This window comes from Acinetobacter sp. AOR41_HL (genome assembly GCF_027854645.1).
Taxonomy (GTDB): domain Bacteria; phylum Pseudomonadota; class Gammaproteobacteria; order Pseudomonadales; family Moraxellaceae; genus Acinetobacter; species Acinetobacter nosocomialis.
Genome location: NZ_JAKTHZ010000027.1, coordinates 19,138 through 42,560, shown reverse-complemented (window position 1 = coordinate 42,560; position 23,423 = coordinate 19,138). Strand labels below are relative to the sequence as shown.

At 37.1% G+C, this 23,423-nt stretch carries 21 protein-coding genes; 13 read left to right on the top strand and 8 right to left on the bottom strand.

Translation table 11 applies throughout. The features are described from left to right. Positions 1-15: 15 nt before the first annotated feature. Entirely contained in the window at positions 16-450 is a 435-nt protein-coding gene (locus tag MKL35_RS10980; protein WP_002053610.1) for a hypothetical protein, read from the top strand. 60 nt (positions 451-510) lie between these two features. Here MKL35_RS10980 and MKL35_RS10975 read toward each other — a convergent pair whose 3' ends face one another. Then, positions 511-2,094: an ATP-binding cassette domain-containing protein gene (locus MKL35_RS10975; protein ID WP_032011785.1), complete on the bottom strand. Its 1,584-nt coding sequence runs from the start codon at positions 2,092-2,094 to the stop codon at positions 511-513. A gap of 259 nt (positions 2,095-2,353) precedes the next feature. Continuing rightward, complete coding sequence (locus MKL35_RS10970; RefSeq protein ID WP_002053669.1) at positions 2,354-2,797, bottom strand: universal stress protein; 444 nt, start codon at positions 2,795-2,797, stop codon at positions 2,354-2,356. Positions 2,798-3,085: 288 nt separating this feature from the next. Between MKL35_RS10970 and MKL35_RS10965 the strand changes: the two genes are divergently transcribed. The 5 genes from MKL35_RS10965 (at position 3,086) to MKL35_RS10945 (ending at position 8,417) form a co-directional block, all read left to right on the top strand. Beyond that, a complete protein-coding gene (locus MKL35_RS10965) occupies positions 3,086-3,313 on the top strand; it encodes a hypothetical protein (protein WP_000774578.1) in 228 nt (75 codons plus the stop codon). A 177-nt stretch (positions 3,314-3,490) separates the two neighbouring features. Next, on the top strand, positions 3,491-3,664 hold the full coding sequence (locus MKL35_RS10960; protein WP_022575551.1) for a hypothetical protein: 174 nt from the start codon (positions 3,491-3,493) through the stop codon (positions 3,662-3,664). Between the two features lie 257 nt (positions 3,665-3,921). Next, the gene (locus MKL35_RS10955; RefSeq protein ID WP_002053613.1) at positions 3,922-4,365 is read left to right on the top strand and encodes an RDD family protein; all 444 of its coding nucleotides are present in this window, start codon (positions 3,922-3,924) and stop codon (positions 4,363-4,365) included. Between the two features lie 560 nt (positions 4,366-4,925). Then, positions 4,926-7,682: a magnesium-translocating P-type ATPase gene (gene mgtA, locus MKL35_RS10950; protein WP_032011784.1), complete on the top strand. Its 2,757-nt coding sequence runs from the start codon at positions 4,926-4,928 to the stop codon at positions 7,680-7,682. Positions 7,683-7,697: 15 nt separating this feature from the next. Continuing rightward, on the top strand, positions 7,698-8,417 hold the full coding sequence (locus MKL35_RS10945) for an MgtC/SapB family protein (protein ID WP_002053619.1): 720 nt from the start codon (positions 7,698-7,700) through the stop codon (positions 8,415-8,417). 73 nt (positions 8,418-8,490) lie between these two features. Here the strand turns inward: MKL35_RS10945 and MKL35_RS10940 are convergent, their stop codons facing one another. After that, positions 8,491-9,663, bottom strand: coding sequence for a benzoate/H(+) symporter BenE family transporter (locus MKL35_RS10940; RefSeq protein WP_032011783.1), 1,173 nt, complete (start codon positions 9,661-9,663; stop codon positions 8,491-8,493). Positions 9,664-9,850: 187 nt separating this feature from the next. On the opposite strand from MKL35_RS10940, the gene MKL35_RS10935 reads away from it, so the two are divergent. Next, positions 9,851-10,324, top strand: coding sequence for an Lrp/AsnC family transcriptional regulator (locus tag MKL35_RS10935; protein ID WP_000344224.1), 474 nt, complete (start codon positions 9,851-9,853; stop codon positions 10,322-10,324). Positions 10,325-10,360: 36 nt separating this feature from the next. Here MKL35_RS10935 and leuE read toward each other — a convergent pair whose 3' ends face one another. The 3 genes from leuE to MKL35_RS10920 all read right to left on the bottom strand — a co-directional run bounded on the left by leuE (position 10,361) and on the right by MKL35_RS10920 (position 13,098). Then, a complete protein-coding gene (gene leuE, locus MKL35_RS10930; RefSeq protein ID WP_004708223.1) occupies positions 10,361-11,011 on the bottom strand; it encodes a leucine efflux protein LeuE in 651 nt (216 codons plus the stop codon). 73 nt (positions 11,012-11,084) lie between these two features. Beyond that, on the bottom strand, positions 11,085-12,074 hold the full coding sequence (gene tal / locus MKL35_RS10925; RefSeq protein WP_002053629.1) for a transaldolase: 990 nt from the start codon (positions 12,072-12,074) through the stop codon (positions 11,085-11,087). A 130-nt stretch (positions 12,075-12,204) separates the two neighbouring features. After that, a complete protein-coding gene (locus MKL35_RS10920) occupies positions 12,205-13,098 on the bottom strand; it encodes a LysR family transcriptional regulator (RefSeq protein WP_270913616.1) in 894 nt (297 codons plus the stop codon). Between the two features lie 90 nt (positions 13,099-13,188). Between MKL35_RS10920 and aceI the strand changes: the two genes are divergently transcribed. Further along, positions 13,189-13,623, top strand: coding sequence for a chlorhexidine efflux PACE transporter AceI (gene aceI / locus MKL35_RS10915; RefSeq protein ID WP_004701059.1), 435 nt, complete (start codon positions 13,189-13,191; stop codon positions 13,621-13,623). Positions 13,624-13,690: 67 nt separating this feature from the next. On the opposite strand, the gene MKL35_RS10910 is transcribed toward aceI, so the two are convergent. Continuing rightward, positions 13,691-15,259 carry an acetyl-CoA C-acetyltransferase gene (locus MKL35_RS10910; RefSeq protein ID WP_002053671.1) on the bottom strand — a complete coding sequence of 523 codons (1,569 nt, stop codon included), beginning with the start codon at positions 15,257-15,259 and terminating at the stop codon, positions 13,691-13,693. Positions 15,260-15,494: 235 nt separating this feature from the next. On the opposite strand from MKL35_RS10910, the gene MKL35_RS10905 reads away from it, so the two are divergent. The 3 genes from MKL35_RS10905 (at position 15,495) to MKL35_RS10895 (ending at position 19,146) form a co-directional block, all read left to right on the top strand. Continuing rightward, positions 15,495-16,886, top strand: a complete 1,392-nt coding sequence (locus MKL35_RS10905; protein WP_032011778.1) for a 3-oxoacyl-ACP reductase — start codon at positions 15,495-15,497, stop codon at positions 16,884-16,886. A gap of 74 nt (positions 16,887-16,960) precedes the next feature. Further along, complete coding sequence (locus MKL35_RS10900) at positions 16,961-17,815, top strand: MaoC family dehydratase (protein ID WP_017393394.1); 855 nt, start codon at positions 16,961-16,963, stop codon at positions 17,813-17,815. 71 nt (positions 17,816-17,886) lie between these two features. Next, positions 17,887-19,146, top strand: coding sequence for a serine hydrolase domain-containing protein (locus tag MKL35_RS10895; RefSeq protein WP_032011777.1), 1,260 nt, complete (start codon positions 17,887-17,889; stop codon positions 19,144-19,146). A gap of 52 nt (positions 19,147-19,198) precedes the next feature. On the opposite strand, the gene MKL35_RS10890 is transcribed toward MKL35_RS10895, so the two are convergent. Further along, positions 19,199-19,777, bottom strand: coding sequence for a TetR family transcriptional regulator (locus MKL35_RS10890; protein WP_004708240.1), 579 nt, complete (start codon positions 19,775-19,777; stop codon positions 19,199-19,201). Between the two features lie 126 nt (positions 19,778-19,903). Between MKL35_RS10890 and amvA the strand changes: the two genes are divergently transcribed. Together amvA and cpaA are read left to right on the top strand one after the other, a co-directional pair. After that, positions 19,904-21,382 carry a multidrug efflux MFS transporter AmvA gene (gene amvA / locus MKL35_RS10885; RefSeq protein ID WP_032011776.1) on the top strand — a complete coding sequence of 493 codons (1,479 nt, stop codon included), beginning with the start codon at positions 19,904-19,906 and terminating at the stop codon, positions 21,380-21,382. A gap of 256 nt (positions 21,383-21,638) precedes the next feature. Then, positions 21,639-23,420, top strand: a complete 1,782-nt coding sequence (gene cpaA / locus MKL35_RS10880; RefSeq protein ID WP_032011775.1) for a metalloendopeptidase CpaA — start codon at positions 21,639-21,641, stop codon at positions 23,418-23,420. The last annotated feature ends 3 nt before the right edge of the window (positions 23,421-23,423 follow it).

The window sequence follows — 23,423 nt, the reverse complement described above, 5'->3', positions numbered from 1 at the left end:
TTTTGAGGGTTAAAAATGAAAAAAAATATTAAAATTTTATTATTAACAGGATTAATTGCAACTTTACCATTAACTGTTGTTGCTAAAAATGTTGAAACCAAAGTAAGCTTTTTAAAAGGTTCTGATCAAACAACTTTAACAGGAAAATTTCAGGGCTATGATGATGTAAGGTATCGAGTTTTCGCAAAAAGTGGTCAGGTTTTAAAATTTAACATTAATAGTTATAGTAACTTAGCTTATATTAATGTTTTTGCTCCAGGTCAAAAGCCAGGCAAAGATAAGGCATTATTGGTAGGCTCGACTACAGGCTCTTCAGGAGAAGTAATACTACCCGTTGATGGTGACTATATTATTCAAGTTTATCAAATGAGAAATAGTGCACGAAAAAATAGAACCGTATCATTTAATTTAGATCTTCAAATAGTAAATAATAAAAATATAAAATACTAATTAAGGCAATCTTCTATAAAAGCTCTAATAATTAGAGCTTTTATAGAAGATTAAAAAATATTAATTTAAATAAATTGACTCATGAATTCCGCACTTTTCAACAAAAGCTAAATCATGAGAGACTAATAACACTGCACCTTCATAGCTAGAAATAGCATTTGCAAATAGCTCTCTTGATTCAATATCTAGATGATTTTCTGGTTCATCGAGTAATAAAAGTTCAGGCATAGTCTCTGCATGACTTAAACCTAACAATGCGACTTTTAACTTCTCACCACCACTCAGTTGAGCTAAAGGATAAGTCCCTTTTTCACCACGAAGCCTAAGCTGACCTAGTAGATTTCTCCACTCTAACTCAGAAATATCAGGATTAATATTTCTTAAATTCTCAACAGCAGAGAGATGGTCTAACAAAAAGCTGAAGTTCTGATCTAGATAGAAGCAATTTACAAACAGGCTAATTTCATCTGTAGGCGCTACAGCAGATTGAACAATCTGTTTAAGCAAGGTTGATTTACCGACACCATTACGACCAACTAAGTGAGTTTTTTGAGAAGCTTTGAGGGCAAAATTGATGGGTTGCTGTGTTCCATAGTGAAGTTTTAAGTCATGAACTCTAAGAATTTCTCCTGAACGTTTTTGAAAAGAGGGGAATATAAATTGTTGAGGTTTAACAGTTTCCAGAAGTGATTTTTTATTTTTCAAATCCTGCTGGCTTTGCTCAATTTGACGGTGATGTTGAGACTGGATTGCTCCTAAACTTTGTCCAGCCTGTTCTTTTTTAAAGTCGAGTAAAATTTTAGCTTGTGAGTTTGAATCACGAAGTTTGTTGCCAGCACGCTCACGTTTTTGTGCTTTCATTAAAACATCATGTTGCTTCTGCTTCATGTGCTTAACTTCACGTTGATGTTGATGTACAGACTGTTCTAAAGCCTCAACTCGTGTTTGATATTGCTCATAAAAAATTTCATAGTTTCCTGTAGTGTGCTGTAAGCCATGTTCATTTAAGTGATAAATATGGTCCACTTCATTTAACAAAGTTAGATCATGGCTAATGATAAGAGCACCCGCCGGATGTTTCTTGAGGTGATGAATTAACCACTGTCTAGCATCTTGGTCGAGATGGTTACTTGGTTCATCAAGCAATAGATAGTGGTCGGTTTTTAAAAATAATGCTGCTAACGCTAACTTGGTTTTTTGTCCTTCACTTAACTGTTTCATCGGAAAGTTTAAATCGGTTGGTAAGTGAGCCGATCGCAATAAGGCTTCCCAAACAGAAGGGAGATCCCAATTACCTTCTAATAAATCATAATCATCGAATTCAGCTTCGCCTTGTTCTACTCTTTGTAAAGCTTTATAAAGATGGTCAATCTCTAAAGCTTCTGCAATGGTGGATGAAGAAAGGCGCGTTAATTGAGCTAAATACGCATGCTTAGACAGCCAAGTAATTTGACCACTAATGTGCATTTCTTTGGTGGGCGAAATCTTTTGGAGCAATTGCATAAGTAAAGACTTACCTTGACCATTGCGGCCAATTAAAGCTGATACTTGATGATGCTCAAGTGAAAAATTTAATTCTTTAAACATCACTTTTGAAGGAAATTCTAAAGTGAGCTGCGATACTACACATGCCTGCTGAGTCATAAAAAACCTCATAAATACAGGATGTACAAAATAGGAAAGTTAAGCTTTAAATAAAGACGTTAAGTCACTAAAAATAGTCTATTTTGCACATCAAAAAAGAGAAAATTGATGAGAAAAAGACTTACTTCATTGGCGTGACTCACAAAATAGAGGGGGAAAGACACTAATAGTTTATAACGGTTTTTAAGCTGTGTAAAACTTATGCTTTTTTTACGTAGAAAAGCCTAATCAACTGATTAGGCTTTTATTTGATAAGCAATTATTCTTTTACGACTAAAACTTGGATTTTAGTGCTGTTTAGAACATCTTGTGCAAAACTACCTAAAATAAGTTTTTGGAAACCTTTGCGACCATGAGAACCAATAACGATCAGGTCTGATTTTAAGTCTTCTACAGCTTTTAAAATGCCATCAGATGAGATTTCACCTTGAATAATTTGTGTATCAATATCAACGCCTTCTTCAGCACATAAGGCTTTTACCTTGGCAAGCGTTTTTTCAGCATTCGCACGCGCTTCAACAAAATAATCTTTTACAACAGGAGAGATGTAATAAAAATCAACACCACTAAATGGATCTACTGCAACAAGACTAATTGCTGTAAGTTTACTACCAAAAGCTTTAGCAATATGGGCAGCTTGTCGGGCTGCTGCCAAAGAAATCTCGGAACCATCCACAGGTACAATAATATGTTGATAATTCATAATGTTATTCCTCTTATTTACAAGTTGTTATATGTATGAAGCTTTTCTTACTTAAAGATTAACACATTTGTTTAAAGGTAGAAATCAATTCAATTAAGTTGTCATTAAATTAAATAAAAATGAAATATATAATTGATTTTTATTGCTTTTAAAATGAAATTGCTTGATCGATATAGAGTAGAGTGAAAATTTTATTTTTTAGATGAACTTTACAATAAATTACTTTTCATATTTTTGTCATACAGAACTCGTATAACCAAATAGTATATTGAGTGGGGGAGTATAAGAATGGCAGATTTAACAGCAAAGAAAGTAAGTAAACTTATTGAAGAATTTCGCCAAACAGGTAAAGAACCGGAAAAATTAGTAATTGGATATAAAACTTATGCAAGACTTATGGCTGACGATAAGTTTGCTGAAAAAGTAGTGCCTTCACTGGAAAATTCAAAAGATCGTTTATATAAAAATCTGAAAATAAAACTTATTACTGAAAAGCACTATTTTGAAGTTAAATAAATTATAATTGTGATATTTGTCACAGTTTATTTTTTATTATTAACATTTAGCAAGAATTATTAACATATTGTTTTTGAGTTAATACAAAGAAGGTGTGTATTCAACATTTGAGAACAGTATTTATTGCTAAAAGCGCTAGAATGAGTTGATTTTATCGTAAATGGTTGAATAAACTAAATGTTTAAGTTAATTATAATTTTATTTTATCTACTCACTATTCTAGGTGTTTTATCTATACTAGGAGGTGTATTAACTTTAAGCTTCTTTTTGATAATTATTGGTTTAGGACTAATCTGTGCTGCATTACTATTGAAGAAAGAATTTAAAATTGATGTTTTGTTTTGGAAATAATCAGCCGTTATATATTATTAATTCAATAAAAATAATTAAACCACCTCATCTAGAGTGAGGTGTATATAAAATACTTAAATATTATATATGCTGTTATAATTTATTGGTCTCAACAGTACTTATTACAATTCTAAGTAAAATAGAAAATTAAAAATTATTTCAAGTATTTAAAAATAAAAAGATTTCCTTTAGGATTAAAGTAAAATGAAGTTGTCTCTTTAGTATAAGGCAAACGATAACAAAACAGAGGTGTACGCATGAGCTATAAATACGAATATGCAGGGTTCTGGTTACGATTTGGTGCAATGATTATTGATACACTTATTCTCTTTTTAGCAATTATTCCAGCTGCATGGGTTTTTTATCGTGGAGATTATGATCTGATATTTGCGACAGGAATGAGTAGTAAACCGCAAAACTATTGGTTTGATCTGATTGTAAATTATGCTTTTCCATTTTTATATACCGTTTTATGTTGGCTCTACTTTGCAGGTACACCAGGTAAACGCCTTATGCGTTTAAAAGTTCTCGATGAAAAAACGGGTAATAAGTTAACTTTGATGCAATCCATCATTCGTTATATTGGATATATTCCATCCATCTTAGTATTTTGTATTGGTCTTATTTGGGTGGCATTTGATCCTAAAAAACAAGGCTGGCATGACAAAATGGCGAAAACTGTGGTAGTCAAAGAGCTGTGATTTTAAGCTGGAATTTTGTTAATAAAAAATTACAAAAAAATTCTTGTGTGTTATAGAGTAAAACATATACTTGCCGCGAGTTTATTTAATGGAGATCCTAAATGGGTAGTTGTTCGAGGTTCGAGTTTAATTATCAATTAAACCAAAGCCAATACTGAGCAAGATAACCATTAGGAAGGGCTATCTTGCAATGAGATAGCTTTGTAAAAAATTAGATTAAACCTATACAAATTATTTTTTGTAATTAAGTACTTCAAGCACTTATCTATTTAGTTTCTCGCTAGAAATGGGGAGAAGCCAATGTTCTTATATGCTTCCACACACTGCTATAACTACCAAAATTCAATTTTGGTAAATAATTCGTCTCATACGATTCAAAGTATTCGAGCTATGTTCAAGCCCGCGACTTTCCGTCAGCGTTGGTTCGGCTTTGGGCTAATTTTCTCTTCTTCATCGTAACTTTACGATCTCCGATTCCTTTCTAAATTTTAAATTTTTATAGACTTTATTTATCAATAAGGTCGAGAGCTTTGTACGCCTAAAAAATGGAGGATTTCGCGATGAAATTCTGGCAACGACTCTTCACAGCATTTTTACAAAGATTTCATTTGATGCGTTTTTTTGGTCGTAATCGATCTTTTAAAGAGCTACATCAATCTAGCTATGCTCAAGAAATTAGCAAAAATTTATCTATGCGTTTGCTCGATGCATCAAGAGCCCAATCAAGTGATTTATTAAAACAATTCGATACTCATTACACAGGGCTTACAGAAGAACAAGCACATACCCAGCAAATGGCAGTGGGGCTTAATGAGATCACTCATGAGAAGCCATTAACTTGGTGGCAACATCTTTGGTATTGCTACCGCAATCCGTTTAATATTTTGCTTAGCCTTTTGGCATTAATTGCTTTTTTTACCGATGATTTAACGGGTTCAACCATTATTAGCGTGATGGTTATTCTCTCGACGTTACTTCGTTATTGGCAAGAAGCAAAATCAAATCAAGCTGCGGATGCTTTAAAGGCAATGGTAAGTAATACCGCTACAGTACTGCGTCATCAAGTTAGTGCAGAAGATTTAGAGCTTATGCATGAGCGTTATGGCATTGATATTAAAAACCAAACCAATCACCAATTTGAAATGCCAATTCAATATTTGGTGCCAGGTGATGTGATTTTATTATCTGCAGGTGACATGATTCCTGCTGATTGCAGAATTTTAAATGCCAAAGATTTGTTTGTCTCTCAAGCTGCAATGACTGGTGAATCAATGCCTGTCGAGAAATTTCCATTGCAGAAAAATCTCGAAGAAACGAGTGCTTTAGAGTTAGATAACATTGTATTTATGGGGACCAATATTGTTTCTGGTTCGGCTCAGGCAGTTGTTTTAAGTACGGGTATTCAAACATATTTTGGTGCACTCGCTCACCGTGTTACAGCTACTGATCGAAGTAACACGGCATTTCAAATGGGTGTCAACAAAGTCAGTTGGTTACTTATTCGTTTCATGTTGGTGATGGCACCTGTTGTACTTTTTATTAATGGTTTCACTAAAGGTGATTGGACAGAGGCATTTTTATTTGCATTATCGGTTGCTGTTGGTCTTACTCCAGAAATGCTACCGATGATTGTGACTTCAACTTTAGCCAAGGGTGCGGTTTTCTTATCTAAAAAGAAAGTAATCGTTAAACGTCTAGATGCGATCCAAAACTTTGGTGCAATGGATGTTTTATGTACCGATAAAACTGGAACGCTAACTCAAGACAAAATCTTTTTATCTAAACATATTGATGTTCATGGGGAAAAATCAGACTTTGTACTCATGCAAGCATTTTTAAATAGTTACTATCAAACAGGTTTGAAAAATTTGCTTGATGTGGCTGTGTTAGAAGCTGTTGATGATCAGATCAAAACTCAAAAGTTACGTTATAAGAAGTTAGATGAAGTTCCTTTTGATTTTGATCGCCGCCGTATGTCGGTTGTTGTAAAAACCCCTCAAGAAAAAGTGCGGATGATTACCAAGGGCGCAGTTGAGGAAATGTTAAAGGTTTGCCGTTATGTCGAGGTAAATGGCAAAGTAGAGCCTTTAACAAAACAACGTGAAGTCGCAATTGAAGCATTAACTCAACGTTATAACCGAGATGGCTTGCGTGTTGTTGCTGTAGGGTATCGTGAGTTTGATAATAATCAGGAAAATTATTCGGTTGTTGATGAAAGTGATTTAATTTTAATTGGTTACGTCGCATTTCTTGATCCACCTAAAGAGTCTGCTCGAGAAGCAGTACAAAGTTTGCATGCTCATGGTGTAACCGTAAAAGTACTTACTGGTGATAATGAGTTTGTCACTCAAAAAGTGTGCCGAGAAATTGGTCTGAACTATGACCAAGTTCTATTGGGCGGTGTAATTGAAACCTTAACCGATGAGCAGCTCAAAAGAGCAGTAGAGCAATACCACATTTTTGCGAAGCTTAGCCCTGTACATAAAGAACGTATTGTTGAGCAGTTAAAAGCCAACGGTCATGTGGTTGGTTTCTTGGGAGATGGTATTAATGATGCCGCGGCTATACGCGCTGCCGATATTGGTATTTCAGTAGATACGGCAGTAGATATTGCTAAAGAATCAGCAGATTTAATCTTGCTTGAAAAAAGCTTGATGGTACTTGAAAAAGGTGTAATTGAAGGCCGTAGAACTTTTGCCAATATGTTGAAATACATCAAAATGACGGCGAGTTCAAATTTCGGTAATGTTTTTTCGGTATTAATTGCGAGTGCTTTTATTCCATTTTTACCAATGCTGCCTATTCACTTACTCATTCAAAACTTACTTTATGATGTGTCACAAATCGTGATTCCATTTGACAACGTTGATGAAGAGTTAATTGCAAAACCGCAGCGTTGGCAACCTGAAGAAGTCGGCCGTTTCATGGTGGTGTTTGGACCGATTAGCTCTATTTTTGACATTATCACTTTTTGTTTAATGTGGTTTGTGTTTTCGGCAAATACACCTGAACATCAGACTTTATTCCAGTCTGGCTGGTTCGTAGTGGGGTTACTCACTCAAACGTTAATTGTGCATATGATCCGTACGGCTAAGATTCCATTTATTCAGAGTCGTGCTGCAACCCCATTGTTAGTTATGACAGTAGTGATTATGTGTATTGGTATTTTCTTACCAATGGGCCCTTTAGCAAGTTATTTAAAACTGCAAGCTTTACCATTAAGTTATTTCTTATATTTGCCTTTAATTTTAATTGCTTATATGTGTATTACTCAATGGGTGAAAAAAATCTATATCCGCCGTTACGGCTGGCAATAAAATTATAGGTGCAAGATGAAGTTGCAATTTCTACAACATGCAGATTTATCTAATATTGTTGATACATTAATTAGTCTCTCAGTTGCTTTTATTTTAGGGGCGTTAATTGGATTTGAACGGCAATATAGGCAACGGACTGCTGGCCTTCGAACCAATGTACTGGTCGCTGTAGGTGCTGCAATTTTTGTGGATGTTGCAACAAATCTTACTGGAGCAGATGGCGCTGTTCGGGTCATTGCTTATGTGGTTTCGGGTATTGGTTTCTTGGGCGCAGGTGTAATTATGCGTCAAGAAGGTAACATCCATGGCTTAAATACCGCAGCAACTTTGTGGTGTTCTGCTGCGGTAGGGGCTGCTGCGGGTTCTGACTTAATTATTGAAGCCATACTGGCAACAGCTTTTATTTTATCTGCCAATACGTTGTTAAGACCGATTGTTCATATCATTGACCGTCGTCCATTAGACGATGATACAGAGGTTTTACATGTAATTTATATTATCTGTGACCGAAGTCAGAGCAAAGTAGTTATGGATGAATTAAATCTAACGTTGAAGCACCACAATTACCCTCCCAAAGACATTGATGTAACACCTTTTGGAGAGAAAGAGGTTGAAATAGAAGTGACCTTAATTGCGACTTCAATTGAAGCGGAAGAAGCGCAGCATATTATTAACCACTTAAATGCGATGCCACAAATAAGACAGGCTTTTTGGGATAAAAACGCAATTAATTAATTTAATGAGACTTTGCACTTAATTGTTTATGAAATGCTCTAAATGGTTAAGCGCAAAGTTTCTATTGTAGGTGTTATTTTTTAACCTTAAATTTAAGGACTACAAATACAATAATACCGACAATTAGTCCCCAAAATGCCGAACCAATACCGAAAAATTGGATACCCGAAGCACTACATAAAAAGGTAAATAGTGCTGCTTCACGGTCTTCAATTGGGCCAAAGGCAAGCGCAATGTTATGGCTAATGGTGCCAAGTAATGCAATACCTGCTAAAGCTACAATAAAAATATGAGGAAAGGACATGAGTAAGCTTGTCAGTGTTGCTGCAAATAGTCCCATCAATGCATAGAAAAAACCAGAGCTTATGCCAGCAATATAGCGTTTACTTGGGCCAGGATGAACTTGATCATCAAGGCATACAGCCGCACTAATCGCGGCAATATTGACGCTATAACAACCAAAAGGCGCAAGCAAAACTTGGGTTAAACCGGTCCAGCCAATGAGTTGATTGACATGTGGTTTATAGCCATAACTTTTAATCATGGCAATACCGGGTAAATACTGTGAAGCCATACTAATCACAAACAGTGGTAGCGCTAAGCCTAAAACTGCTGACCAGCTAAAGACAGGACTAATCCAAACAGGTTTAGCCAAAGACCAGTGAAGTGTAGGCATATGAAAGTCTAAAAACACAGGGCAGAGCACAACACCAGCAAGTGCTGTGAACATGATGCTATAACGCGGCCATAATCTTTTGGTAAAGATATAAATGAAGAGTAAAGATAAAACGAATGCCCAATCATTTTGCAAACTTGCGAAAAGTGAAATACCAAATTTGAGTAAAACGCCTGCAAGCATGGCACTGGTCAAGCTTTGAGGAATATATGAAAGCGCCTTTTGAAATATTCCTGAAAAACCTAAAACCGCAGTCAGTACACCAACAACTAAAAAAGCACCAATTGCTTCATTTATGCTATATCCACCGCCAGTTGCAATAATTAAAGCGAGACCGGCAGTAGACCAAGCTGTTGCTACAGGGTATTTAAATTTCCAAGAAAGGATGAGTCCTGATAAACCAAGACCCAAACCTAAAGCCCAAAACCATGAGGTGATTTGTTCAGGTGAAGCATTTAAAGCTTGGGCTGCCTGAATCACTAAAATAGCCGAAACACTAATACCAATTAGAAAGGTAATGAAACCCGCGAATACGGCTGGAATAGAAAAATCTTGAAGAATCTTTTGCATGGCTAAATGTTCTAAATCCCTGAAAAATTAATATGTTTCTGCCTATATTTTCAGCCAGATAAATCTAACAATTTTTTTTAAGAAGGTGCTTTCTATTTTTGGTGTAAAAATGAAATAATATTTTTTAAATAGCTATAAATGCTATTATTCATTTCATAAAAATTAATGAATACTGGATATTATTCTTATGGATGAACAAGCTGAAAATTTGACACCGCTTGAGCTGAAAATTATGCGTTGTTTACAAGAAAATGGACGCTTAAGTAATGCTGAACTAGCAAAACTTGTTGGTATTAGTACCTCGTCATGTTGGAATCATACGCAACGTCTTTTTAAAATTGGAGCCATCTTAGATGTTCGTGCTCGGATCAATCCAAGTATGGTGCAGCGTGAGACCATCGTTTTGGTTGGGGTAGTGCTGGACCGTTCAACACCGGATAGCTTTCAAGCTTTTGAACAAGCCGCAGGTGATTTGGAGAATGTTCTAGAGTGTTATCTGGTTGCCGGAGAAGTGGATTATTTTCTAAAAATTCGTGTTAAAGACTTAGCTGCTTTTAACCGATTTCATAGTGAAAAAATTATTGCCTTACCGGGAGTAAGGCAGGTGAGAACATTCTTTGTACTTAATGAAGTTAAAACAGATGGCATGCTGGCATTTTAATAATCTAATAAGTTTTAACTTTATTCCCTCAGTAACTTACATGGTTGAAGTGGCCAGCTTTAAACCGAACCCAAAAAATAAAATACCAACTAAGAAAATTCCGCTTGCTGCAATTTTATGATTTTGCTTAAAAAATGCTGAGAGTTTAATTCCAGAGAAAATGAGCGCTGTTAAATAGCTAAAACTAATAATTTGTAAAATTACCGCTAAGATTAAAAAACTTAAAGCTGGATAAGCGTAATCTGGATTAATAAACTGAACAAAGAAAGATAAGAAAAATAAAATTGCTTTAGGGTTAAGTAAACTAATACTTAAGGCTGTTTTATAAGGATGAATTTTATCTAAAGCAGGTAAATCAGCCATTTCAGCTTGTGGTTGATTACGTAATTTCCAGCGTTGAATACTGCCTTGTAAAAGTTTAAACCCTAAATAGGACAGATAAAGTGCACCAACGAGTTTAAGAATAATAAAAACCCAAGGGAATGCTTTTAATAAAGAAGCGGCACCTAATACGGTACATAGCATTAAAATAAGATCACCAGTAAAAATACCAAGTGCACCCATATATCCAGTTTTAATACCATAGCGTGAAGCAATTGACATCACATAAAGGGAATTGGGTCCGGGTAATAACACAATTAGGAGTGTACCAATAATATATGTTGTTAGATCTGTTATGCCGAACACGAGAAACTCAATAAAAAACCGATTTTTGTCATGATAACAAAAATCGGTAATTTTGTATGAAAAGTGCAGTTTTTTAAGATTTAATTTCTGCATCAATTCCAAAGGATTGACGTAACAAAAGGCTTAATTGATCTCGCGCTTTAATAAAGCCATCAACACCACCTTGTAAAAGTTGGAAAGCCATTAAGTCATGATTGAGTTCGTCTTTAAAACTTTGTTCGTTCTGAGCAGGTCTAACAATAGCTTCTGCTTGTTTTGCTTGAGTTGCATCAAGTGCGGCTTTAACAGCACGTGTATCTTGCTCAAGTTGAGTAAGTAGTCCCGGCGAAATTGTTAGCAAGTCACATCCTGCAAGGCCAAGCACTTGATCGATACTACGGAAGCTCGCACCCATCACTTGAGTTGGAATATTTTGCTGTTTGTAATAGGTATAAATTTTCTTAACTGAAACTACGCCTGGGTCTTTCTCGATTGGGTAAGCGTCGACACCTTCAGCTTTTTTGTACCAGTCTAAGATACGGCCGACAAATGGTGAAATTAAAGTCACTTTCGCATCTGCACATGCCTGAGCTTGGTGTAAACCGAAAAGAAGAGTGAGGTTACAGGCAATACCTTCAGCTTCGAGTACTTTAGCAGCTTGAATACCTTCCCAAGTCGACGCGATTTTAATAAGAATACGTGACTGATCAATACCATAACCTTTGTAAAGTTCACATAATTCATGTGCTTTTTGAATGGTTGCTTCAGTGTCGTATGAAAGGGCAGCATCAACCTCTGTTGAAACTCGGCCTTCAATCAGTTTTAAAATTTCTACACCAAATTTTACGGTTAAAATATCAATGGTTCTTTCGATCAGCTCATCATTTTTATAGCCTTCTTCTTTGGCTTGATAATAAGCATCTTCAATGAGCTCTTTACTTTCAGGTTGTTCTGCTGCCGCAGTAATCAATGAAGGATTCGTTGTAGCATCTAAGGGACGAAATTTACGAATAGCATCAAGGTCGCTACTGTCAGCAACAACGGTCGTTAATGTTTTTAATTGGTCAAGTGCTGTATGAGTCATTGATATTCAACATCTTCAGTAATAAATCTTATGTTTTCTTTATAGCACAAACTCTATCCATACTGTCGATATATCAATTGTTATGTTTCAAAGAAAAACGTTTATGTTCTGCATCTAAATTGAAATTATTTTAAGGAAGCTGCTGCATTCGCTTATGACGAATATAGTCAATCAAAAACCGTGCAGCGGCGCCGAGTTCACTTTCACGACTCCAGACCAAATCAACGTAATATTCAAAGCGCGGTGTAAAATCAAATACATCTAATGCTTTAAGCTTGTTGTTTAACTCAGGGTTTTCTTTAAACATCTCTTGCGGCAGTACTCCCCAACCTAAATTACGTAAAATCATTAAGCACGCAGAGTGATGGTTGTCTGTACGCCAGTAATGTTTTGAAAATAATAATTCGGGTTTTAAGGTTTCATCTCGACTTGCTACCACAATTTGTCTCGTACCCAAAATCTGCTCATAAGAAACATGCTCTTGGCTTGCGAGCGGATGGGTTTTTGAAATAACAGGAATTAAGGCTTCACGTTTGAGTTCAACAAACTGTTCTCTATTGTCTAAATGCTCACGTTCAAACATAAGGGCCAGTTGGGCAGAGCCATCTAATAACATTTGAAGTGCATCTTCTTGAGGGGCAGACACAATATTAATTTGTAGATCGGGAAAGCGACTTTCTAGTAGACAAACATAGTCGGTCCAATTGGTATGTAACAGTTCAGACACTACAACAATAGTGAGATTTGGTTCCAGCCCAGTACTTAATGCATGTGCGTGCTGTTTCCATTGATTCATTTCAATCAATAGTTGTGTCGTCTTTTCATATAGCACTCGTGCTTCGGCTGTAGGAGTAGGTTCGCGCCCTTTGCGTTCAAATAAAGTCAGGTTCAGATCGATTTCTAAATTAGCAATCGACATGCTCACAGCAGAGGGGACTTTACCGAGTTTCCGTGCTGCTGCTGAAAATGAACCTGTTTCCATAACGGCTTGGAACATGAGAAGTTGTTCTTGATTAATATCCATCTGTCAAAAAAATTGAAAGAACCTAATTGGATTAATCAAAATTATAAAAATAAAATACACATTATCCAAGTTATTATTGAGTATTTAAAAATGTTGATTTCCAAGAGAAGACTCATTCATGCAATCAGTTATGAAGGAATTTTGTTGGTCATCATTGCGATTGCATTAAGTTTTATTTTTGACATGCCGATGGAAGTGACTGGAACACTCGGTGTGTTTATGGCAGTGGTTTCTGTTTTCTGGAATATGATTTTTAACCACTATTTCGAAAAAGTAGAGCATAAATATAATTGGGAAAGAACGATCCCTGTGCGGATTTTACACGCGATTGGTTTTGAGGGTGGTTTGCTGATTGCGACTGTTCCAATGATTGCATATATGATGCAGATGACAGTGATTGATGCATTTATTTTAGATATTGGCTTAACCTTATGTATTTTGGTTTATACCTTTATTTTCCAGTGGTGCTATGACCATATTGAAGATAAGTTTTTCCCAAATGCTAAAGCAGCATCACTTCATTAATTCACATAGATTGAAATGAAATAAGCACCCAGATGGGTGCTTATTTTGTTAGGTCGATAAATAGAAATTATTTTTCTACAATCGCCACCACACCTTCACCACCTGCTGTACAGATCGAGATTAATGCGCGGCCTGAACCTTTTTCATTAATCAATTTAGCTGCAGTAGCCAAGATACGACCACCAGTTGCAGCAAATGGGTGACCCGCACCTAAAGATGAACCATTTACGTTCAATTTAGAACGGTCAATTGAACCTAAAGGTGCATCTAAGCCAAGACGTTCTTTACAGAATTTTTCATCTTCCCAAGCTTTTAAAGTAGAGAGTACTTGAGATGCAAATGCTTCATGGATTTCGTAAAAATCGAAGTCTTGCAGTTTAAGGTTAGCACGCTTAAGCATACGAGGTACTGCATAAGCAGGAGCCATCAATAAGCCTTCTTTAGGACCGTTCTTACCAATGAAATCAACAGCTGCTGTTTCTGAGAAAGAAAGGTAAGCTAAAACTTCATGACCGTTTTCTTTTGCCCATTCTTCAGAAGCAAGCAATACAACAGACGCACCGTCAGTTAACGGAGTTGAGTTACCTGCAGTCATTGTTGCAGTTTCGCCTTTACCGAAAACTGGTTTTAACTTAGCAAGTTTTTCAACTGTACTGTCCGGACGTAGGTTGTTGTCACGGTTAAGACCTAAGAATGGAGTCATTAAGTCATCAAAGAAACCGCGGTCATAAGCAGCAGCAAGTTTTTGATGGCTGCTTGCAGCTAGTTCGTCTTGTGCTTCACGAGTGATACCCCATTCTAAAGCAGTGATTGCTTGGTGCTCACCCATTGAAAGGCCAGTACGTGGTTCACCATTGCTTGGTGCATCAAGAAGCTTTTTAAAATCAATTTTTGTTAAAGCTTTAAGGCGGTCTTTACCTGTTTTAGCAACATTAAGCTCAAGTAAAACTTTACGTAAACCATCACCTACAGCAATTGGCGCATCAGAAGTGGTATCTACACCACCTGCAATACCTACGTCGATTTGACCAAGGGCAATTTTGTTGGCAACAACAAATGCTGCTTGTAAACCTGTACCACATGCAATTTGAATGTCGTAAGCAGGAGTTTCAGGAGCAAGATCTGTGCTCAATACAACTTCACGAGTCATGTTGAAATCACGGCTGTGTTTTAAAACAGCGCCCGCAACAACTTCGCCAATACGCTTACCTTGTAAGTTAAAGCGCTCAACCAAACCATTCAATGCTGCTGTCAGCATGTCAGAATTAGACGCTTTAAAGTAAGCAGTATTTGAACGTGCAAATGGAATACGGTTGCCACCAAGGATTGCAACGCGGCGAACAGTGTTTTGACTCATGGTTTTATCCTGTTGAACAGAAGTTTTGGTTTTTGTTGCTTTTGGTGCTGCAGCTACATTTGAAGATGTAGACGGGGTTGCTGAAGCAGCGCTCTTACTACGAGGGCTACGTGCAGGTGCAGTCGTTGAACGAGTACGTGTCGTTTTTGGTGTATTAGTTGCTGCTTTAGGAGTAGTGCTGTTACGCTTAGCCGTGTTAGAAGCCGACTTTGATGTATTTGACACTTTTTCCTGAGCAGAATTCTCGACTGCTGGATTTTCTTGAGTTGTTTTGCTCATAAGGCTTTTCCAAGCATAATAACGATATTCTTGTAAGCTACCTTAACACAATTCAAATAGACCTGTATTGACTAGAATGACATTGTAGATAGCATTCAGGTCAAGACATCAAAAGATGAACTCAAGTATGATTTGGAGTAACTCTAATGAACGACTGCTTTCATATTGTTTCTTTCCATCTCATAACATAATGAAGCCTGTCGTAGAAAATTCATTTCTTTGAGAGATAATAATCATGACTGATCAATACCAAGCATTTACACAATCTCCTATTGGTAAATTCGTTGTTAAAAATCTGGGTTTACCATCGCCAGTTGTATTAGAGCGTTTTGAAAGTGCTCAGCCAGTAGTGAATGGTGCAGTATTGGTTGGCGCAGCGCCGTCAAGTGTTTTGTCTGGTGCGATTGCACAAGTACTTAGCAATATTCATGCTGACAGCTATGTAGGCAATAATGTTGCATTACAACAAGAAGCTGCAAAAGTTGGTTTAAATTTACGTCCATTCAATGCGGGCGATAAAGAATCAAAATTCAAAGCAGTTGTATTTGATGCATCTGGTATTCAAAACTCAGAACAGTTAAACGAACTTTATAAATTCTTTAATCCGATTGCACGTCAAGTTGCGACTTCTGGTCGAGTGATTGTGATTGGTACAACACCTGAAACTGCAAAAACTGTAAAACAGGCAATTGCTCAGCGCGCACTTGAAGGCTTTATCAAATCTGTAGGTAAAGAATTTAAAAAGGGTATTACTGCTCAAGTTGTTTATATTGATGAAGGTGCTGCTGCAAATCTTGAATCAACATTACGTTTCTTGCTTTCTCCACGTTCAGCCTATGTATCTGGTCAAGTAATTCGTGTATCTAAAGCAGATGTAGTGGATGTTGATTGGGCAAAACCGCTTGCTGGAAAAACTGCGTTAGTGACTGGTGCGAGCCGTGGTATTGGTGAGGCAATTGCACACGTGTTGGCACGTGACGGTGCTCATGTTATTTGTCTAGATGTACCACAACAACAAGCTGACCTTGACCGTGTAGCTGCTGATATTGGTGGTTCTACATTGGCAATTGACATTACAGCTGCTGATGCGGGCGAAAAAATTAAAGCTGCTGCGGCAAAACAAGGCGGTTTAGATATTATTGTTCATAACGCAGGTATTACACGTGACAAAACTTTGGCAAACATGAAGCCAGAGCTTTGGGACTTGGTCATTAACATTAACTTGTCTGCTGCTGAACGTGTAAATGACTACTTATTAGAAAACGATGGTCTAAATGCAAATGGCCGTATTGTTTGTGTATCATCAATTAGTGGTATTGCTGGTAACTTGGGTCAAACTAACTATGCTGCTTCAAAAGCTGGTGTGATTGGTCTAGTTAAATTTACTGCGCCTATCTTAAAAAATGGTATTACCATCAACGCAGTAGCACCTGGTTTTATCGAAACTCAAATGACTGCGGCAATTCCATTTGCGATTCGTGAAGCTGGTCGCCGTATGAACTCAATGCAACAAGGTGGTTTACCTGTTGATGTAGCAGAAACGATTGCATGGTTTGCATCAGCTGCTTCTACAGGTGTAAATGGCAACGTTGTACGTGTGTGTGGTCAAAGCTTGTTGGGCGCTTAAGCACTCTTAGCTAAATAGGGGTGCTTGTGCATCCCTTTTTTATTCAAGAATCTATAAATTATAAAAGGTTAGGTATGAATACTCGTCATTTTAGCCAACTACCAAAAGCGGCATTGGCTTATCCAAAAGTAGTACAAGGCTTAATTTTTAAAAAGCCACAGGGGCCAAAAATCTTACCACAAGTTGAATATGTGGTAGACCGTCTTGAAATTGATCAGAGCCATCTCAAGGCTTATAACGAAGTATGTGGCTTTCAAAATAATGGCTTTGTACCGGCAATTTATTTAGCGGTACTTTCTCAAAGCTTGCAAATGCATATGATGACAGCTGAAGCCTTTCCATTTCCAATTTTAGGTTTAGTGCATATCCGTAACCAGATTAAACAGACTAGACCTATTGGTGTAACTGAAAAACTAACTTTGTCATGCAAATTTGGGGAATTAAAACCGCATGATAAAGGCGTTCAGTTTGACTTTATTACCACGGCAAAAGTTGGCAATGAAGTAGTGATGGAAGGCTTAACGACTTATTTATCTCGCCAAAAAGTCGAGAAAAGAGTGGGTGAGAAAGCCAAAGAAGAACAAGCACCAGTTTATGTTCCAAAGGCCCAGTGGGATATTTTAGAAAACACAGGCCGCCGTTACGCGAAAGTGTCTGGTGATTTTAACTTAATTCATATTCATGCCATTACTGCAAAAGCATTTGGCTTTAAGCAAGCAATTGCACATGGTATGTGGAGCAAAGCTAAAGCACTAGCGAATCTTGAATTACCTAATGCTTATGAAGCAGATGTCTGGTTTAAGCTACCAATGTTCCTACCATCAAAAGTTGAGTTTTTAACTGCCAATACAGACAAAAAGACTGACTTTTTGATTCGTAATGCAAAGTCGCAAAAACCGCATGTTGCAGGAACAGTAAAAGCATTATAAAAATATCAGCAGCCTGAACACAGGTTTGGGCTGCTTTTGAGCAAAATAACAAAAAATGCAAGGAACTTCATGTGATTAAAGAGATTTTACTGGCCGATACCCATAACTATCACGGTATTTTAGATGAACGTTTTATTGATTTAGCTCACCAGTTCAGCCGTCTTCAAGATGCTAGAACAGGACAAGGTGGAGCTGCTTTAGCGGTTTATTTTAGAGGTCAGAAAGTTGTAGATATCTACACCGGTCTAAAATCACAAACTGAAGCTTGGCAACCTGATACTTTGGCAGTTTGCTACTCTACAGGGAAAGGTGTACTTGCAACCTTAGCACATATTTTAGTCAGTGAAGGTTTTTTAGAATATGACAAACCGATTGCGACTTACTGGCCTGAGTTTGCTCAGAATGGTAAAGAGCAAATGACTTTGCGTCATGTGTTGAGCCATCAAAGTGGTATGTTTGATATTCGAAATATTATTGAAAGTGCGAGGGAAATGCTCGACTGGCGACATATGTTGGATGTAATGGCTATGTCCAAGCCAAGATTCATTGCCGGACAGGGCAATGCTTATCAAGCCTTAACATTTGGTTGGCTTGTTGGTGGTGCGCTTGAAAAAGCAACTGGTCAATCTTTAGATCAACTCATGCAAAAATATCTCGTTGAACCGTTGCAGTTAGATGGTGCTTATTTTGGTACGCCTGCAAGCCAGTTGGAACGGGTAGCTCGTTTAATTATTCAACCGAAACCAGAAAAACCAGCATCTACTCAAGCTGAAAAACCTAACAAACCTCAGCCACGCAAAAGTTCACTTTCTGAAAAAATGATTACGTGGACTGGGCAGGACCCGCAAGATTTTCAGGATGCTATGATTCCAAAAGGAATGAAGAATTTTAGTTTCTTTAGTGATGAAGGATTGCAAGCTGTTATTCCAGCAGCAAATGGTACATTTACTGCAAATAGTCTTGCTAAAATTTATGCGATGCTGGCAAATAAAGGCGAATGGGATGGACAGCAACTCATTCGCCCAGAAGTATTTAAAGAGCTGAGTACCATTCAAAGTTATGCACGTGATCGTGTCATGCCAATACCAATGAATTGGCGTTTAGGATATCACCGTATTATTACCATGGGTAAACGCGCTAAAAATGGCTTTGGGCATATTGGCTACAATGGTTCAGGGGCATGGTGTGACCCTGAGCGTGATCTTAGCTTTGCTTATACACATAACTTCCAGATTGGTTCAATCACGGGTGACTATCGTTTATGGGGATTGACTCAAGAAACCTTACGTTGCACTGACCAAATTTTAAAAGGGCGTAAAGGTTGGTTCTAAATTTTATGTAATCAATAAATGCTGGTGTTTTTTAATAAATGCCAGCTCCCATTTATAATAATTCTAGGCGAATAATCGCTTCAGTATGACGCTTAAAGTCGTTTTCAGCTAAACCTTGTAATCCAAGTTGATAAATACCTTCTAATCCGCACACAAAAGCAATGAGTCGCCATGCTATGTCTGTTGAATTAGATATATTTTTAAATTCGCCTTCTTTCTTACCGAGTTCAATTGCTTGCACAATAGATTCATGCCAACTTTGCATGGCAAGGTTATAGGCCTTTTGTATTTCTGCATCTTGTTCAATTAAGAGTTCTGCTTCATTCCATAATCGTAAGTAGGGCTGAAGTCTATCTATGTTTTCTGCACCTAATAAGATGAATAGCCTTTGAAATTGGCTAGTGGTTTTTAGGGTTTGTTCAATTTCATCAAGTTGTTCCATCAGCTTTAAAAAAGCTTCAGCTTTTAAATGAGATGCTGAAGAAAAATGATGATGAACTTGTCCGGTTGAGGTTTGTGCTTCTGTTGCGATTCTACGTACCGTCATGGCTGTAAAACCTTCAGCCAAAGCAACTTGCATGGCAGCTTGCAAAATCATTTCTCTGCGTTGATCGCGATTAAGATAGGCCATGTTTCTTTCACCTGACAGAATTCGACACAAACTACATTAAATTTAAAAATTGGACAAGTGTCCAATTGTGTATATAATAACCATGATTTGAACACATGTCCAATTTTTGGATATTAGAAGAATGTTATGCAAAAGAAATGGTTAATTCTGACAATTATTGTCCTTATTTATTTACCTGTGACAATCGATGCAACAGTGATGCATGTTGCTACACCGACTTTAAGTGAAGCATTAAATTTAACTGCCAATCAGCTTTTATGGATCATTGATATCTATTCACTGATTATGGCGGGTTTAATTTTGCCGATGGGTGCACTTGGTGATCGTATCGGCTTTAAAAAATTATTATTTATAGGAACTGCCGTTTTTGGTATTGGTTCTCTAGCTGCGGCTTTTTCTCCAACGGCCTATGCCTTAATTGCTTCACGTGCTGTTTTAGGCCTAGGGGCAGCGATGCTTATTCCAGCCACTTTATCAGGCATTCGTAATGCTTTTACCGAAGAAAAGCAGAGAAATTTTGCACTTGGTCTCTGGTCTACAGTAGGTGGCGGTGGAGCAGCTTTTGGCCCGCTAGTTGGTGGGTTTGTGCTGGAACATTTCCATTGGGGAGCTGTATTCCTGATTAATATCCCGATTATTTTAGTCGTTCTGGTTATGATTGTAATGATAATTCCTAAACAGCAAGAAAAAACTGATCAGCCAATTAACTTAGGGCAAGCTTTAGTTTTAGTGGTAGCCATTTTAAGCCTCATCTATTCGATTAAATCGGCTATGTACAACTTTTCAATGCTCACTGTTGTGATGTTTGTGGTGGGTATAAGTACTTTAATTCACTTCATTCGAAGCCAAAAAAGAAGTACGACGCCAATGATTGATCTGGAATTATTTAAACATCCGGTGATTTCTACTAGCATTGTTATGGCAGTTGTGTCTATGATTGCTTTGGTTGGCTTTGAATTACTACTGTCTCAAGAGTTGCAGTTTGTCTATGGGTTTTCTCCCTTACAAGCAGCGATGTTTATTATTCCATTTATGATCGCAATTAGTTTAGGTGGTCCACTAGCAGGAATCTGTTTAAATAAATGGGGACTTAGACTTGTATCTACTGTTGGTATTTTAATAAGTGCACTCAGTTTATGGGGACTTGCCCAACTTAACTTTTCGACTGATCACTTTTTAGCGTGGACGTGTATGGTCTTTTTAGGCTTTAGTATTGAGATTGCCTTACTGGCTTCAACTGCTGCCATTATGTCATCTGTACCCCCACAAAAGGCGAGTGCAGCAGGCGCGATTGAAGGTATGGCCTATGAGCTTGGAGCTGGTTTAGGCGTCGCTATTTTTGGTTTGATGTTGTCTTGGTTTTATAGTCGCTCAATTAGTTTACCAGCCGAGCTTCCGTCAAACTTAATTGAAAAAGCGAGTATTTCAATTGGTGAAACTATGCAATTAGCATCTAGCCTTGAAAAACCTTTAGGAGAGCAATTAGTTGCAGTTGCGCAGCAAGCTTTTAGTTATGCACATAGTTGGGTACTTACTATCTCAGCCATTTGTTTCTTCCTGTTAACTGTATTTGTCTGGTTTAGTTTTCCTAAGAAAGTAAACTAAAATAAAGGGTAAAAAGAGAGATTTATCTTTCTTTTTACCCTCAAATGTCTTTTTAATATTTTCTTTATATTCGATTTGGTTATTTAATTCTCATAAATAAACTATTATTTAATAAATTTCATGTTTTTATTTCAAAATGATTCAAATATCATCTTATTGAAATTTAATAAAAACTTAATGATTTGAAAATTGACTGCAAAAAAATGGTTTGTTAACCTGCTATTCGAAAATCTAAAAACAAATAAAAGAGGCTACTGTGAATTTTAAATTAAAAACATCACTTATTATTGGTGCAATTGTTGCATCTTCACTTGTATATGCCGCAACTGTACTCTCACCAAATCAGAATAATAATAGTGGATCAATTCCGACGGGTTATTCAGATTTAGAGTTTTCTTTAGCTAATGGAAATTGGGTAAAAAATCTCTCTTTACCAACAAATGCTAATAATTCAGACAAAATTACAATTCGTTCTAGTGCTGCTTATAGTAGTTATTTAGACACCTCTAATACGAATATTCCGTTAGAAGTGTTGAAGATAAATAGCGGAGATATCTATCAATTCATTTTTAATAGCAGTCAAAATAAATGGATTGCTCAGCTAGCAACGGTTAGTCCTACTACTGGGGCTAACTATGAGTTAATACCGTTAACGACTGCAACCATGCAAAAAGTACTTATTCAAGATGGCAAATGGGCACAAACCATTGCTTTACCAAGTGATGTGCGTGACGGAACAACCGTACAAGTTGTTTCTACAGCAAGTGTAAGTTCGGATATTGATAAAACCAACTTACTATTCCCGAGCAGTTTTACATTAAAAAATGGTTCTGAATATTGGTTTAAATATTATTCTGCTTTAGGAAAATGGGTGCCAGAATATATAAAACCTCAGAAGCTAAATGTTCAGCAAATTGGAACATCTTTAGCCGCAGTAAATAGCCCACTTACTGAAATTGCATTTGGAGATGGAAATTGGGTTTCTAATTTCACTTTACCTACCACTGCAAATGATCGGGATAGGATTATTATCAAGTCTACTGCAACTTGGTCTGCAAAAATTAATAATACCAATGTTAATAGCCAAGCGACCTTAACCCTTAAAACAGGCGATCAGTATGAGTTTATGTATGTAAGCGACAAAGGCTATTGGCAGCTTATCTCTTCACCAACAAAAGTGATTGATTCAACGGCAACAATTCCTGCAATTTTACCGAATATGACCCAACCCACTTTAAAGGTAAAACTGTCTACATCCAATTGGCAGCCGACCTTGCAGCTACCAGCTCAAGCTCAAGTCGGAGATAAGGTGGTTATTGTGTCGAATGCATCGGCCGACACCTATATTAATGCTGCTAATGGTTTGTCGACAGCAATTAAAAATGGTGAAAACCGCCGTTTTATCTACACCGCTCAAGGTTGGACAGTAGATAGTTATACAATTGATATGTTGTTGGTTTCTAGCCCAGAAGTAAACTCAATTTTAGGTGAAAGTGCAGCAAAACTTAGAATGATTGAAGGCGTAAATTTAACAAACTTAACCGCTGAAAATTCAAATGCACGTTTTTACTTAAGAGATGTGGGCTATTTAACTTATAAAATCCCAGCTACTACTTTAAAAGAAGCAATCTCGACTGGACGAGATGACACGACGGTACAAAATGAGCGTAAACGTGTATTGGCAGACGGTGTTTATTATCAAGGTAATGAACCAGGGGATGGCGGTTGTGGCTGGGCTTGGATTAATGCTTCGGCATATAACATGATTGGTGCAAATGATATTGCAGGTTGTTCTTTTGCAGCCATGCGTCATGAAGTTGGGCATAATCTTGGTCTATATCATAATGGCTCAACCAATATCGGTTCAGGTTTTGCTCATCCCTTAGGTAGTACTGCAATGGGTGGCAATAATATTAATTTTTATTCTAGTCCATACCTTTACAATCCTAAATATGGTGTTCGTTTGGGTGAAGAAGGAAAAATTGATGCGGTTAGTGTGATTAACCTAAACGCACAAAAAATTTCTCTATATAACTAATCT